Annotated in this window: 15 protein-coding genes; 1 reads left to right on the top strand and 14 read right to left on the bottom strand. The window is 57.0% G+C overall.

Going from position 1 to position 14232, the window contains the following annotated elements; genetic code table 11:
* The first annotated feature begins 8 nt into the window (after window positions 1-8).
* Window positions 9-221, top strand: a complete 213-nt coding sequence (locus OH491_RS28075; protein ID WP_342751166.1) for a hypothetical protein — start codon at window positions 9-11, stop codon at window positions 219-221.
* 19 nt (window positions 222-240) lie between these two features.
* Here OH491_RS28075 and OH491_RS28070 read toward each other — a convergent pair whose 3' ends face one another.
* The 14 genes from OH491_RS28070 to OH491_RS28005 all read right to left on the bottom strand — a co-directional run bounded on the left by OH491_RS28070 (window position 241) and on the right by OH491_RS28005 (window position 14210).
* A complete protein-coding gene (locus OH491_RS28070) occupies window positions 241-1827 on the bottom strand; it encodes a type II secretion system protein GspD (RefSeq protein WP_068773241.1) in 1587 nt (528 codons plus the stop codon).
* A complete protein-coding gene (locus OH491_RS28065) occupies window positions 1824-2903 on the bottom strand; it encodes a type IV pilus twitching motility protein PilT (protein ID WP_084442755.1) in 1080 nt (359 codons plus the stop codon). The genes OH491_RS28070 and OH491_RS28065 overlap by 4 nt, the downstream gene beginning before the upstream one ends.
* A 142-nt stretch (window positions 2904-3045) precedes the next feature.
* The gene (locus tag OH491_RS28060; RefSeq protein ID WP_145929150.1) at window positions 3046-4491 is read right to left on the bottom strand and encodes a hypothetical protein; all 1446 of its coding nucleotides are present in this window, start codon (window positions 4489-4491) and stop codon (window positions 3046-3048) included.
* A 66-nt stretch (window positions 4492-4557) separates the two neighbouring features.
* Window positions 4558-5064 (bottom strand): hypothetical protein, encoded by a 507-nt coding sequence (locus tag OH491_RS28055; protein ID WP_068773239.1) that lies wholly within the window; start codon window positions 5062-5064, stop codon window positions 4558-4560.
* A 4-nt stretch (window positions 5065-5068) separates the two neighbouring features.
* Window positions 5069-7261, bottom strand: a complete 2193-nt coding sequence (locus OH491_RS28050) for an immunoglobulin domain-containing protein (RefSeq protein WP_342751165.1) — start codon at window positions 7259-7261, stop codon at window positions 5069-5071.
* A 108-nt stretch (window positions 7262-7369) separates the two neighbouring features.
* Window positions 7370-7678: an HU family DNA-binding protein gene (locus OH491_RS28045; RefSeq protein ID WP_068773295.1), complete on the bottom strand. Its 309-nt coding sequence runs from the start codon at window positions 7676-7678 to the stop codon at window positions 7370-7372.
* A gap of 107 nt (window positions 7679-7785) precedes the next feature.
* Entirely contained in the window at window positions 7786-8697 is a 912-nt protein-coding gene (locus tag OH491_RS28040; RefSeq protein ID WP_068773293.1) for a type II secretion system protein, read from the bottom strand.
* Window positions 8694-9926, bottom strand: coding sequence for a type II secretion system F family protein (locus tag OH491_RS28035; RefSeq protein ID WP_068773292.1), 1233 nt, complete (start codon window positions 9924-9926; stop codon window positions 8694-8696). The genes OH491_RS28040 and OH491_RS28035 overlap by 4 nt, the downstream gene beginning before the upstream one ends.
* A gap of 3 nt (window positions 9927-9929) precedes the next feature.
* Window positions 9930-11000 carry a hypothetical protein gene (locus tag OH491_RS28030; RefSeq protein WP_145929163.1) on the bottom strand — a complete coding sequence of 357 codons (1071 nt, stop codon included), beginning with the start codon at window positions 10998-11000 and terminating at the stop codon, window positions 9930-9932.
* A gap of 15 nt (window positions 11001-11015) precedes the next feature.
* Window positions 11016-12071 (bottom strand): hypothetical protein, encoded by a 1056-nt coding sequence (locus tag OH491_RS28025; RefSeq protein WP_342751164.1) that lies wholly within the window; start codon window positions 12069-12071, stop codon window positions 11016-11018.
* A gap of 62 nt (window positions 12072-12133) precedes the next feature.
* Window positions 12134-12988: a hypothetical protein gene (locus tag OH491_RS28020; RefSeq protein ID WP_342751163.1), complete on the bottom strand. Its 855-nt coding sequence runs from the start codon at window positions 12986-12988 to the stop codon at window positions 12134-12136.
* Window positions 12969-13265: a hypothetical protein gene (locus OH491_RS28015; RefSeq protein ID WP_342751162.1), complete on the bottom strand. Its 297-nt coding sequence runs from the start codon at window positions 13263-13265 to the stop codon at window positions 12969-12971. Before OH491_RS28015 ends, OH491_RS28020 begins: the two co-directional genes overlap by 20 nt.
* 271 nt (window positions 13266-13536) lie before the next feature.
* Window positions 13537-13746: a hypothetical protein gene (locus tag OH491_RS28010; protein WP_342751161.1), complete on the bottom strand. Its 210-nt coding sequence runs from the start codon at window positions 13744-13746 to the stop codon at window positions 13537-13539.
* 188 nt (window positions 13747-13934) lie between these two features.
* Complete coding sequence (locus OH491_RS28005; protein ID WP_342751160.1) at window positions 13935-14210, bottom strand: hypothetical protein; 276 nt, start codon at window positions 14208-14210, stop codon at window positions 13935-13937.
* Between the last annotated feature and the right edge of the window lie 22 nt (window positions 14211-14232).

The raw sequence follows: 14232 nt of genomic DNA, 5'->3' as shown, positions 1-14232 counted from the left end.
TCTGGTCGATGAGCGAGAGCCTTTCGAGGATGCGCGGGAAGCCGTCACTGGGGCGCTTGCGAAAGTTGTCGATCGCGCTTTCCAGTTGCGCCGGCGTGATGCGTTTCAACTCCACCAGCCGGCGCCCAAGCCAGAATGGGTCGGTGGCCTTGTGGTTGAGGAGCTGCATCGAGACCGGCGGCATCGGCGCCGCCGTCTGCGTGCTTGCGCGCGGCAACTGAAAAGCTGGTTGTTTGTGACTCATTGAATAATCTTCACGCTGACGGTCACGACGAGTTCGGAGATCGTCGTAAATTTGGCATCCGTCCTGAACAGTTTGCCCAAACCAAGGAATTTGATGGCGCTGAGGCCGGGGACCCCGCGCGTCTGCTCGCCACTGGTTTCGTTGCTGAGGCCGCCGATAATGGCGGATTCATTATCGCGAAGCCGGAGCATCGTGGAAATGCGCTGGTCGGCGGTGGTCGGCGAAGTCTGCTCACCGTCCGGCGAAACATCGGTGCCCTTCAAATCGGTGCGCGCCGGCTCGATGACCAATGTCACCCACCCGTCGTCACTGATCTGCGCGGTCACGGGCAGAACGACGCCGAAAGTCTGGCGCTGCCCCTGATAAATCTTCTGCGTCGTGGTTTGCGGCGTGATCGAGTTGTTGTTGATCGTGATGTTGGAATAGAGACTCCAGAACGTCTTGTCGTCGCCGGCCTTCACAAACCCCTTCTGGTTGTTGAGGAGGCGAATCGACGGTTTGAGAAGCGTTTTGATTTCGCCCTGCTGCCGGAGAGCCGCGAACGCGGCGGAGAGCTTGCCGACGCTGAAATTGCCCAGAAGGGTGTCGCCAGCCAGCGTTTGGCTGCCGATGGTGGTGATGTCGGTTGTGGTCTGAATCGGCCCCACCGTGGCGGCGTTTTCAATGGCCGTGGAAATCTGGGTCCAGTCGATGCCGAGTTTATGCTCATTGTTAAGGACAACCTCGTCGATACGGACCTCAATCAACACCTGCGCATTGATGCGCTTGTTGAGTCGCTCGATATAGGATTTCCAAAATGCATGGCGTTTGAGCGTCGTATCCACCGTCAGCATGCCGCTGAATTTGTTGAGGACAATTTTCTCATCTTTCTGCACCTGGCTCTTGATGTCATTTTCAACCCCGGACCAATGCGTGTCCTCGTTTTTTTCGGAAATTTGAAACTGAGTGGAGTCCCCTGTTGTCCCCTGTATGCCATAGGCACCGTTGCCAAGGGCATTGACAGAATTATTAAGCTGGACGGCGTTGACGCCGTTATTGGCGAAGTTCGTGGAGCCGCCCGACTGCGTGCTCGGGCTGAGGCTGATCGCGGTCTGGGAGCTGGTGGTGCGGTTCACCTGGGGATATTCGATATAGTAAAATTCCACCTGCGTTCGCTTCACATAAAACATGTTCCTCTTGCGCGTCCAAAACAGGTCGTTGGTTTCAAGCAGCGCGTCGATCAGCTCGCGCAGCGTGCCGCCGTTGAAGCGAAGCAACGCGGTGCCGGTCACGTCGGGGTCAACATTGATGTTGAGCCCGTAGGAGCGGCCCAACTGGTAGAAAGCGGCGGCAATCTCGGTCCCCTCGAACGTGATGGGGCGCGCCCTGGCATCGAGGATGGCGTCAATCGGATCGGTATCCTCGGTGACGGACGCCGCTGCCGCGGCGGGATTTTGGAGCCTGGCGCCAAAGGCAGGGGCGCCTTCGGCCGCAAGATCGCCGACGCGCATGAAATTCGGAACGGGGTCGGGGGTTACGGCCCGGCCGGTGATTGCAAGAGCGACGGCAACGCCGGCGATAATGAGTCGTTGGTAAGTATTCATGAGGGAAGCTGGTCGAGTTTTCGCTTTAATTCCGCCTGGTTCATGCAAAAGGACAGGGCGGTCTCCTTGGTGATGCGGCGCGTGCGCACGAGCTGTTCGAGCGAGTAATCCATTGTGACCATGCCCAGGGTGCTGTTGCGGCCGATCTCGTCGCGGATGTGGTCAATGCGTTTTTCGCGGATGCAGTTGCGCACGGCCTGCGTGTTGATTAAAAGCTCGAAAGCCGCCACGCGCTTGCCGTCGGTGCCCGGAATGAGTTGCTGGGCAAGCACCCCCACGAGCGAACCAGCGAGGGACGCCAGTGCGTCGGAACCAGGCAGCGCATCGAGGACGCGGGACACGCAGCCGGCAGCGTCCTTGGTATGCGCGGTGGCGAACACCAAGTGCCCGGTCTCGGCGGCGGTGAGGGCCGCGCTCATGGTTTCCGGGTCGCGTAGCTCGCCCAACAGTATGATGTCAGGGTCCTGCCGCATGGCGGCCCGGATCGCCTCGGGAAATGATTGGAAGTGCCTGCCCAGCTCGCGGTGCTTGACGATGGATTTTCTGTTCTCGTGCCTTATCTCAATGGGGTCCTCCAGCGTGATGATTTTATGACTTTGCGTGGAGTTGATCTGGTCGATGGCTCCACCCAAGGTCGTCGTTTTACCAGAGCCGGTCGTGCCCGTGACGATGATGATACCGCGGGGGGCGTCCAATAATTTCAGGAAACCTGCGGGGACCCCAAGCTCGGCAAGAGGGCGCGGGGCCTTTGGCAAAAGACGCAGCTCGATGGTATCCCCATCCTCGCTGGAATAATAGGACAGCCGGAAGCGGCTCCCATCGTGGTCAAAACTGAGGCTGTCGTGATTTTTCAGGTGACGGCGCGCGCCGGTCTGCTCAAGGAAGGTGTGGAGTTCGTTAAAATGATTCTCTGGCAGTCTTTTGCCGAACAGAAGCTGCCCCTCCACGCGATAAATCACGGGCATGTCGGCGCAGAGCGTGATGTCGGAGGCGCCCATGGAGACGCCATGCTCAATCGGCTCAATGAAAGGTGCGTTCATCGCAACCAAGCCGGGATTCTCTTTCAATTTGATCATGATGATATTTGTTGTTTCGGCGGAGCGAGCACAGGGTATGCGGCGAAGCCGCCGCGCCGGAGCGCGCCCTGCGCACAGCGGGAGGGTTCCCCTCTCAAGAGTGAGAGGGGGAAGGGGCGAGAACTGATAACGGTGCGTAATGTCATTTTTTGTCTTCCACGCTGATTTGCGCGCCGCCCTTGGTTTGGGAGTTTTGAACTTTGACCTCCGGGGCCTTCGGCTTTACCTTGACGGTGGCATCGGTCGGCAATGGCTGCGTCCCCTGCGCCTGCCTCGTCTCGCTGCGAAATTCAGACTGTATATAAGTCTGGTCGTTGCGGATGTTGTTCAGATTGCTGACCTCCTTCATGAATTGATCGCGCCTGAAATGCATGGTCTGAGTGACCGTTGTATTGACGGGAACCTTCGACAGGTCAGCCGGCTCCCAATCGGTGATCGGATACCAGTCGGTCCACCAATAGACCTGATTCCAGATCTCCTGCGTGCCGGTCGCCGATTGGGTGATGGTCTGATCGCGAGGGTAGGGGACGACGTTGCGCTCCGTTCCTGGCGCCGGCCCCACGATGCATCGCTCGCCTTTGCGCCAGTTCTGGCGCTGGGTTTTGGTCTGCGTAAAAGCCTGCCCGTGGGGAATCGTCGATGGGTCGGGTGTCCAATTGGAGGTGTCATACCAGCCGCCGACCGGTATGTCAAAAGGCTCCCATTCCTCGGCGAGGCCGGTCGTGGTCTGGGTTTGCAGGCGTTCCTTGGTGTAGTCGATGACATTCCGCGTCTCGCCCTTTTTCGGCCCGACCGTGCATCGTTCGCCCTTTTGCCAGTCCTGCTTCTGAACTTTCGTTTGCGTGAAAACCTGACCGTAAGCAACTGTGGATGCCAGCGGTGCCCAGTCGCCGGCATCATACCAGTTGCGGACCATGACATCAAAATACTCCCAAAATGAAGGATCGCCCATTGGCTTTATCTCGGGTTCATCCTTGAAGTAATTTTCAACATTACGTTCTAAGCCAAGCGATGCTCCGCTGGTGCAGCGTTCACCTTTTCGCCAATTCTGACGCCATACACGTTGCAAGTTGCTAGCATCCAGCACATACCAATCTTTATATAAATATTTATCTCCATTCGGTTCATCGAAAGGAGTCCATGTCTCCGATGGAGCGATATACGTGATGGTCATGGGCCACCAGTAAAATGACTGAGCGTGTCCTGAAGTTACGCCATGCCCATGAATTGGAATAGCCATGTATGATACAGTCGAAGTAGGAGGCGAGGCTTTCCATTCCCGAATTTTTGCAATAAGCTTGGCTTTCAAATCAGCTCCACAGGAGCCGCACATATATCTGTCGTTAACCGGATTTGAACCATAGGTGTAGCGAAGGTGATGCACCATGCTATCAATCGCCGCCGCCAAGGCCGCCTCTCCTTCCTGTCGGGAAGTATGATACATCAGGGAACCATATCTGTCCCCCCAATTTGGTCCGCCCTGACGCATTTCAACCTGATAGTTGACTATCTGAGCCGATGCCAAATTCGCCCCTAATGATAGGGCCGTGGTCAGAAGGAATAAGATTCTAGCTTTTATGATTTTCATGATATTTGCGTATTAGGTTAATAGCCCAAACTTAAAAGAAATCCCCTTTCGTGTGGTTGATGGTGGTTACCACGTAATCGGTGCTACGCGGAGTTGGTTAAGCTGTTGGGAAATAGTGTGATCGAAGATGCGTGCGTTTAACGTCTTAACCATCTCGTTGGTCTCGCCCGTGGTGACTTTTGGCTTCGACCAAGATGAAAACCAAGACCGTCCCAATGTTTGCGTAGCAACAGCAACCCGCACTGTGGTGGCTTTCTCGCTCTGCTTGATGAGGGAGACCATCACACACGTGCTAGTCTGACGCTCGCCGCCCTTTTCCGTGATGGAGGTAATCAAGCCTGCGTCCTTGTTTATGGTCACTGTATCACCGTTTCGATCTCTCAGACATTCCACCACGGCATCGAAGGCGTCAGCATAGGCAAGCGAAGCATCAAAGCCCATGCCGTCACGAAGGAAGCGGAGTTTTTCAGCCTCGGTCAAATCTGCGGGTTTGCGTCTAGCACAACCGGAACAAACCAATCCGGCGAGGGCCGCAGACAAGATGATAAAAAATCCGATTTTGGTAATGTGCATGATGTTATTTCCCACGGATAAATTTAATTACGATGAGGGAAGCCAAAAGAACGAGATAGAGAGTGCCAGGCGCACCGCCTCCACCGCCATTGTCGTTGCCGCCGTCCGAGCCGCCCGTCACCGTCACGGTGGCCGGCTGGCTCGTGACCGAGCCACTGTCATTGCTTACGGTAAGCGTGTAAGTGCCCTCGTCGGCGTCCGTGACGCCGGTTTTGGTGTAGGTCGGGCTATTGGCCCCGGTAATAGCCACACCGTTGCGCTTCCATTGAAATGCAAGGTTGGACCCGCTGACGCTGGCGGAGAGCGTCAGGATGCCGCCCTTGGCAACGGAAACCGATTGGGGATGAGAAGCGATGACCGGCAGGCCAGAGGTCACGGAAACGACTGCCGACGTGCTCAAAACCGTGACCTCGCCCATCGAGGTGGCGCGCACGTGGTAGGTGCCGGCATTCGCGGCGGACACGCTCGGAATGGTCAACGCTCGCGTGGTGCCGCTGGCGATACTGGTGATGGGGAAATTATTAAAAAACCACTGATACGAAATTTTGTCATCATTGCCGAGATCGGTGCGCCCGACAGTGGCAAGGGCGGAGAGCGTCAGCATCGAGCCGGGAGCAACGGCCGTGCTGCCGGGCGGATTATAGAGAAAAACCAGCGATTTGCGGAAGCTCGCCATCTGCCGGGCTTTTTCCCGCAGCCAGCGGGAAGCGTCGGCGGCCTTCGCCTCGCTGGCAGGAACGCCAATACGCGAGGTGCCTGCCGGGAATTGATAATGGCCCATCGCGACATCAGCGTTGTTGAGTTCAATCTGAGGGTTCGAAAAATATGCGACTGGATTGGCGGCATAAGACATGACATCGCCATTCGAGGCCAACGCCGAATTGTTATTCAAATCGGGTAAATACCATTCGTAACCATAGTAATACTTACCATTATTATCTGGAACATTGTCAGTTACCCGGTCATGTCTGAGCCCGAAAGTATGTCCAAGCTCGTGGGCAAACGTTTTGACACCGAAGACATCGTAAGCGGTTGCATAAGGAGAAAAACGGTTATCATCGTCGGCGCTCTGAACAGCAATGCCGGCATGGTCACCGGTAATATACGCACCGGCAATAAAGAGTATTTGGTCGGCACCAAGCTTCGAGGCCTCCCGGCGAGCCGGCCCTCCCATTTTTTCAGAGGGATTGACGGGAGAACCATCTTGGTATTTCGCCCCAAAATAGGCCATTTCATCGAGTGAACTGCTTATGCTTTGGTTGCTGAAATCATCTGGGGCGATGACCGTGCCGACGAGTGCCCAACGCAAATTGTCAACCTGACTGTTTTGCAGGATGATATTCATTGCCATGGTGTAGGCGGCGCACGTCACGTCAACTTGCGCTTGCTTTTGTTCCTGGGTAGCCGACACGGGCAGACCGAGAGCGTTTACGAAATGCTTGTCCACGGCGATCAGCAGCGCCGAGTAATAAATGCCATTGGCATCCGGCAAATCGAGTTCCGGCTCGGTGGGCAGCTCCGCGGCATCGAAGGCATAGGTCCTTTCAAGACCGGCGTCAGCGGCGGCAACCGCCGCTCCAGTGTCGTGCATAACCGAATGAGCGGCTTTGGCCGCCACGGTGCTCACGTCGGCCGCGTGCGATTCGTCCACGGGGCAGGGTAGGGGACTTGTGGCGGTCCGGCGCACGGCAACGGAGCCGTCCGCAAGACTGTGCATGGCGTATTCGCTGCCGTCCGGCAAAAGCATCACGCCCGCCCAGGCCTTTTCATTGGCGGAAAAAACGAACGAGGCGAGCGGCGCGTCCTCGTTCCTTCCCGACCACGAGGTCCGGCCGTTTGCCTCGGCATAGCCGGTCCTGGTGAAGCTGATCGGCGCGCCGTCGATGGGCGCGACGGTCAACCTCTCCGGTTTGAAGGCGCGCCAGCTTCGCGGCGTGTCGATGCCGGGGAAGACCGACGCAAAAGAACGCGCCGTGTAGTCAGGCACGATTGCCGGCTCCGGCTTTTCGGCGGCAGGCAATGGTTGCGCGAGATCCGCAAGCACGATTACCGGCGCAACCTCTGGAGCCTCGGTTTTCTGGCCGGTTTTATTCTCGGTGTTGCGCATCGCGATAAATGCGATGGCGACCGTGAGGACGCCAATGGCAATGGGCAGATTCTTTTTCATAGTGTGAAGAGGATGGGAAAGTGGTTTCATGCCTGGGATATTGGCCTAATAGCCCAAATTTACAAGGAGATATTTTCCGAAAAATCAGCCGCCATCAACAAAAACATCAGGCGCGCCGGAAACGTCCCGGGAAAGCGCCTAGAGCCTCGCGATGTCGATTTTCTTGATAAGCTGCTTGAGTATCTTGCCCGACTTGAACTTGACCACGGCGCGCTCGGGAATGACAACTGTCTCGGCGGGCTTGTTTGGGTTGCGGCCAATGCGGGACTTGCGTTTTTGCACTTCCAAAACACCGAAATTGCGAAGCTCGGCATTGCGGCCCTCCGCGAGAGCCCTCATGATGATGTCGAGTGCCATCTGAACGGTCACGACAACCTCTTTTTGCGGAAATCCGGTTTTCTCGTAGATCTCCAGAACTATTTCTCGTTTGGTCAGGTTGGCAGTCATAATTCGGGGGTCCTCGTTATTTTCCATATTGGATAGCTGAAATTATTTTAAGAGATTTGCAATCCGAAAGATTGTTAAGGCTCGTGGCTGCAAAAATTTGCGGCGGGCTATTGGATAAAGACATCACTGTCGTCGCGAAGCAAAAACCGGTTGGTCTCAAGGGCGGAAGCCTCGTCCGCACCCTTCTTTACCACGATCTGCCGGCCTCCAAGGATGGCGGGAGACTCGGTCACCCCCGACTCTGCCGGCGCCTCCACGCCCATCCCGTTGTTGAAGTAAATGTAGCCGTTGCCGGTCGGGTGGTTGTTGGAGATGCGCAGCACATAACGCGGCAGCGTGATGCGAATGACACGCATGAGATAAAGCCGCGAGCCAGTGCCTGCGGAACCGTTCCAAGCGGCCTGCTGATCGGCGGTGAGGCGCGCAGCCCAGTAGGCCGGTATCGAACCGCCCTTCGTGTCCCATTCGGTATTCCAGATGGCCTCGAACCATTCTGGCGAACCGTCATTTGCCGGCATGACAAGTTGCTCGTTCGGCGCCATGATAGAAAAGAGCAAGAAACGTTGCGCACGCGCCTGTGGAGCGGCGGCAACTAAACCACGAGCCCGGCCATAGTGATTGTATAGTATGTCTTTCACGGCTGGCTGGGAGCTAGGCGCGGCGGTGCCAAAACCGGTCCCGCGGAGCGTAGCGATTTTGGCATACCAATCCGCCACGCTGGTCGTCGGATAGCTGCCGTCAGGATTGCCGGTAAAGACGGTTGGCGGCACGCCATCGGGCACGTCGCCGGCGAGCGCGGCAATGTTGACGTTGGCAAAATCGGTCGAATCAAACGACCGAACGACATCGTCTCGGATGGCGTTGAGGGCATTCGTCTCGGCATCGAGCTGGCTCTTTTCCAGCCATCCCATAATGGTCGGCACGGACAGGGCAAACAACCCCGAGATAATGGCGCAAACGATAAGGATCTCGATAAGCGTGAAAGCGCGAGTTTTCTGGCGATGATGCATGGATTTCATCGGATATTCTGGGTGATGGTAAAGATGGGCTGCATGCAGGCGACGATGATAACGCCAACCCCCGCGACAATGAGGACCATCGTGAATTTTTCAAAAACGGCCAGCAGCGTGCGAATGCGTGTCTTGGCTTCGTCAGCATATTTTTGGGCCACACTGTCCAATGCCTCCACCAACCCGCCGCTCGCTTCACCGCTTTGAATGATGGTCAGGGCCATATCCGGGAAATACCCTGTCTCGCTCAAGGCGGACGTGATGGCGTAGTTTTCTGCATCGCCGGTATTTAATATCCCGCTTTCGAGCTTTTCTCGTGACCGGTTGATCGCCGCCTTCGCCGCCTTGTTGCTCATTACGGCCGCGCATGCGCGAAGCGTTTCGTTCGCCGGCATGCCGGCGCGATAAAGCGCCCGGTATATTTTGGACACCTCGGCAGTGACAAGGGACTTGATAATATAACCGATGACCGGAATGCGGATGAAAACCAGATCCATCGCGACGGCCGCCGGCTCTGCTTTGCGAAGAACTCGCCAAAGCACGACAAGCCCGACCGCCACGCCAAGCAAGAGGGGCCAGTGATTAACCGTGAACATGGACGCGCCAAGCACGGCGCGCGTGAGCGCCGGCAGCGGGACGTGAAGCATGGTGAGCAATGCCTGCAATTTTGGGATAACCACGAGCATGACGAACGCCAGCAATCCGCACGCCATCGTCCCGATCATCGCCGGATAGGACAGCGCCTTTTTGACCGTTCCGCGAATTTCCAGTCTGAAATCAATCTGGTCGCGCAAGTCCGCGAATCGCTCGGCGAGGGCCTTGACACCGCTGCCCTCGCTTACGCGAATCGACTCGATGACCCCTTCGTTGAAACTGCGCGGGTATCTCGCCATCGCGTCCGTGAGAGTGCTTCTTGAAATGTCCAGCTCATGGTCAATGCCGCGCAATACCTTGCGCGCAGCCGCGTTCGGGAAATTCTCCTTGAGCTTCCTTATGATGACGTCGGTCATGACATTATTGCGGAGCTGCAAGGCAATCACGTCGAACAAGTCGCGCTGTATCTTCATGGAAAGCCGGGTGCTGCCACCGCCTGCTTTGCGATTGGCCTCACGCTGGCTTACGAGAAACAGACGCTTGGCCTCGACGATCTGGCGCAAGGCGGTGACGTTGGCAGCCTCCAACGTCTCGGTGATGGTCTTCGCGTTCTCGTCAACGCAAGTGGCTAGGTAGAGCGGCATGGCTTAGGGTATGCGCAAGCGCAGTTCGCGTTTTGAAACCGGACAGGCGAGCAGAAACCTGTCCTTCCGCAAATAGGCGGTATCAGCATCTACCCGGTGCAGGGTCAGCCCTTTGAAATGCTCACCGATCAGATAGGGTTGGTTGTTCAAAATCGCACCCGGCCGTCCACCGGTAACGATACCCGAAACCACCAGCGTCGCTTCATGCAGTGTCACAGGAGGCTGATAAATCTGCTCAAAAGGGTTGTTGGACGAGCTGCGCGGCAAATTGAAAAAATTCGGGTCAAGCTCGATCACATACTCCGAATTTGGACGGATGATGGTCAGGCCTGCATCCGATGGCATGTCGAAGTCCTCGGACGCCGCTGCCGCGGCGGGATTTTGGAGCCTAGCGCCAAAGGCAGCGGTGCCTGCCGGCGTAGAGGCGAGGGCAGTCGCCGCTTGATTCGCACGGGCATCCTCGATGTCCTCCTGAGCTTTCTCGAGTTCGGCAACCCGTTTTTGCAGACGGTCGTTCGTTTCGACAAGGCCGGCCAGAGTGCGCTGCGCGTTGGCAAAATAGATGGAAACTTCGGTGTCAGTCGGCTCCGGGTGGTAATCGGCAGATCGGGATGTCTGCACCGGCCCGCGGCTGAACAGAGTTTGCGGCCGTGGGGTGCCGTCCGTGGGCGCGACATTCGTCGCCGCCCGGTTGAAGCGCGCCGGCTTGGTCTGCACGTAGGCCTTGCCCGGCAGATACGCCATCTCCGGGTTCGTTGGACTCTGCAACATGCCCACGTAATACTCCTCGTATTCGGCGGGCAGCACAGGCGGTTGTTCGCTCGGCGGCTCCATGAATACAATGCGCGTGGGCGTCGCCTCGGGTTTTACTTCAACCGGCTTCTTCGCGCTGGCGCATCCAGCGGCAAAGAGGACTGAAAGCGCGCATGCTCCGGCGAGGGCGGCGCGAGCACGGGGAACGCGGAACGCGCCCTGAAAGGCGGCCCGAAGGCCGTCGCCGCGCACAGCGGGAGGGTTCCTCTCTCCCTGGGGAGAGGGGGAAGGGGCGTGTGGGGATGGATTGGGTGTCTTCATGGTAAAACTCGGCGATTAGGCGGCGGACTGGTTTTGAGGTTCGGACTTTTGAGCCGGCTCTTCTTTGCCAGACTTGTATTCCTCTGGCGGCAAGGTTGAGCGGCGAAGGTCAATGGGTTCCAGTGTGTATAAATAAAATTCTTTGCCCGGAAGGACGGCCACATAGTATCCCTTCTCGTCGATCTGTTTGCGCATGTCGTCAAGCAGCTTGCTTATCCTATCGACACCCCCGGCCACGCCCTCCAAGGCGGCATTTTTGACGCCGGGCACCTCCTGATTCACCGTCTGGTTTGTCAGCGGATTTATCACGGGATTATAATCCTTCAACTTGCGCGTCATGGCCGCAATGGCATCGAGGAGGACCAACTTGACCGCGCTTTCGCTGATGCTTTGGAAGCGATGCCCTTTGATGCCCGCCTTCTTCTCATCCGGTCCCCATATTCCCCGCGTTTCGTCGTAATCCCTCGTCAAGGCGGTGCCGGCGACCGACAGCGTCATGGAGTTCTGTTCGCTGTTGGTTCGCCAGACAAAAGTCCAGCGGCCTGACGCCGTGATGGAATCGCGCGCGGGATTCGGGTTGCCCATCCCGTGCAATTCGACGCCTGCGGGAATGACAACGCGAGTCGCTCCGTCCTTGTCGATGTTGACGGTGTCTTCCAGTGTGATGGCAATGATTGGCGTCTCGGGGTTGCCGGTCTCCGGCGAGGAAATGAGCATGCAGCGTATCAACCGATAGGGAGGCAAGTAGTAGGTCGCCGGTTGCAGCGTTCTCTCTTTTTTTGGCGCGGGCCTGTAAGGATAAAGCGCAATCGGGGTTGGCTCCGTGACGAGCTGCTTCTTGACGTTCTCGGGTATGGGTGGCGGGCCTTCGTCTTGGTTGGATTTTCTTGGCTCCTCGGGTGGCGCGATGAATTTTGAGACGGACGCGCCGAATTTCGCAACCACCGGCTGATTCGGAGCCTCTTCCTGCCTGTGTTTCGCCTCCGCAGCCTTCTCGGCGGGCGCGCTAGTGGACCGACGGCGCTCGGTGCTGCCATTGTAGAGGCGGTATCCTATTATGCCAAACAGCACAACCAGGACCAAAACCCCAAAATAAGGCTTGAATATGAGGCGTTTGACTCTGCCGAAAACACTCATTGGCTCACTTCCTTTCGTGCGTCAACGACCAGGAGAAAGTCGTTGTCGATTGAAATGTCAGCGCGGCGTCCATCCGAGGTCCCGGTATAGGTTATATACCCTATATTTTGCCCGGCCTCGGGTTGCGTGACGGTCAGCTTGCGGATGCCGAAATCCCGGTCGCCCTTGGACACGACAAGAGGGTTTGGTTCGTCTGCCGAAACCGGGTAGTTGATGGAGAAATAGAGCGTATCGGTCCGTCTCTTCGCGGTTGAGGCAACAATCTTGTAACGTCCTGTTTGCGAGAGAAGCGCACCCTTTTTGGTTTTGACCTCCGCCGTGCGACCCTCCGGGTCGGTGATGGCGACAGTTTCGATCTCGGGCGACAGCTCCCAAGTCACACGGGCGGGATTGCGGGCCGGTATCTCGCCGGGGAGCTGCGCGAAGCTGGGCCAATAAATGTTTCGCCCAACGCGCAATCCCACTTCCTGCGGCTTGTAGTGGAGCGGTTCATCGGAATCGTTGATGAAGATGGCGCGGAAAACAAGGGTGTCATCCCGGTCGAAGCGAAACACCTGGTCGATGACCACGCGGTAGCCGGGATACTCGATGACCTTTCCCGGCGCGGCGACCTCGATGCTGCGCTGCAATTCCGGGTGCTGCTTTTTGATCACGAAGTATGTCTTCGCATCATTCAATATGTCATGCAGTCGTTTTGGCGTAACGCTTATCCGCCTAGCCTGGGCGATGGAAGAGCCCTTTTTTGGCTCGCTGATAGACAGGGTGCGGGTCGGGTTCTCCGAATAATAGAAGCGAAAACTGTAAACCCTCTCGCCAATGATAACGTTCAGGTCAGCGGTGCCGTGCAGCAATGCCTTGACACTGAAAACCGAGTCCCCTGCTCGTGTTGCAGAAATACTGGCGCGACCGTGTTCTGCGTGGTGATGCGTTCCCGTCCATGCCGTCGATGGGAAAGGGCATGAGGATGGTGGTGGGCACGGCGCCAACAGCGACCTCGTAGGGCGTCGTATCCTGCAAGAGTAGCATGACGCCCACGGGCGGCGTTTCGACCGCCGGGGGCTGGTCGGCGGCCTGCGCCGTGGACGCCAATGCGATGACTAGCGCGATTCTTTGTAGTCGAAGTCCCATACGCCTATCGGATATTTTTGGTTGGTGGCCGCGTCCGGTTGCGGAAGAGGCTGAATATGATTTCAAATTTGAGGCTATCGAGCTTGGGCCGTCCGTTGAACACACCGGTTCGTATCAACTGGCCCTGAACACGTGCCCTCAGCGTGTTATCCGTGTCAACGATGACGTCCGTCGCGCTTATTTCGGCTTTCTGGTGATAGCTGAACTCGGCAAGAGGGCTTTTATCGAAGCTGCTTCAACTTCTCCTTGGCGTCGGAGTTGAAGCAGAGGTCTATGATGTCCGTGCTGTCGGCCCTTCGGGGCCTCGGTTGAGCATGGCGAGCGCATCCAGATTCGCGCTCACTTTGTGGAAGGCGATGGCGTCGCGGAAGCGTATCTGCGGGGAAATCGTCGCGCTGCCGTCGCCGTTCACCTGCACCACGGTCTGCGGCTCCCGCATGATGTAGATGGTGGTTATCGGGCCAAGGGCGGTTGTGAACATGAAAAAAGGCAGGCAATCATCAAAATCCGCACCGAGAGAATGCGGTTAGCCAGATGTCGAAGACACCTTCATCGGAAGCGGTCGCCGCATCCGTTTCTTCTCAAAATTTGACAGGAAAGGGATTTTCATATGCTTATCGTGCCGCGTGTCCCACATAAGGGATGGCGGAAACAGCCTGGTTGACCGGGCTAAACGAAGTGCCGCCTTGGGTGATATATAGAAAGTCGTCGGGGCACCATCAGAGTGCCGATGAGAAACACGATTCCCGCCATATTGCTCAAAAACATGAACTTGACCATATTGGTCGCTTCAAGGCCGCCCACACCCAAAAGGAGGGTGTGCACGAGACCGGCCACGAGCGTGAATCCGAGCGGCCATGCGAGAACGCTTAAAAGCCAGCAGATATAGGTCACGGCCTTTTGCTTCAAGGCGTCGCACGTGAGCGCGCAGATTGCAATCGGCATAAAGGAGAACATGACGGGAACG

It is taken from the genome of Termitidicoccus mucosus, from assembly GCF_038725785.1.
Taxonomy (GTDB): domain Bacteria; phylum Verrucomicrobiota; class Verrucomicrobiia; order Opitutales; family Opitutaceae; genus Termitidicoccus; species Termitidicoccus mucosus.
This window is presented reverse-complemented; position numbering and strand designations above follow the sequence as displayed.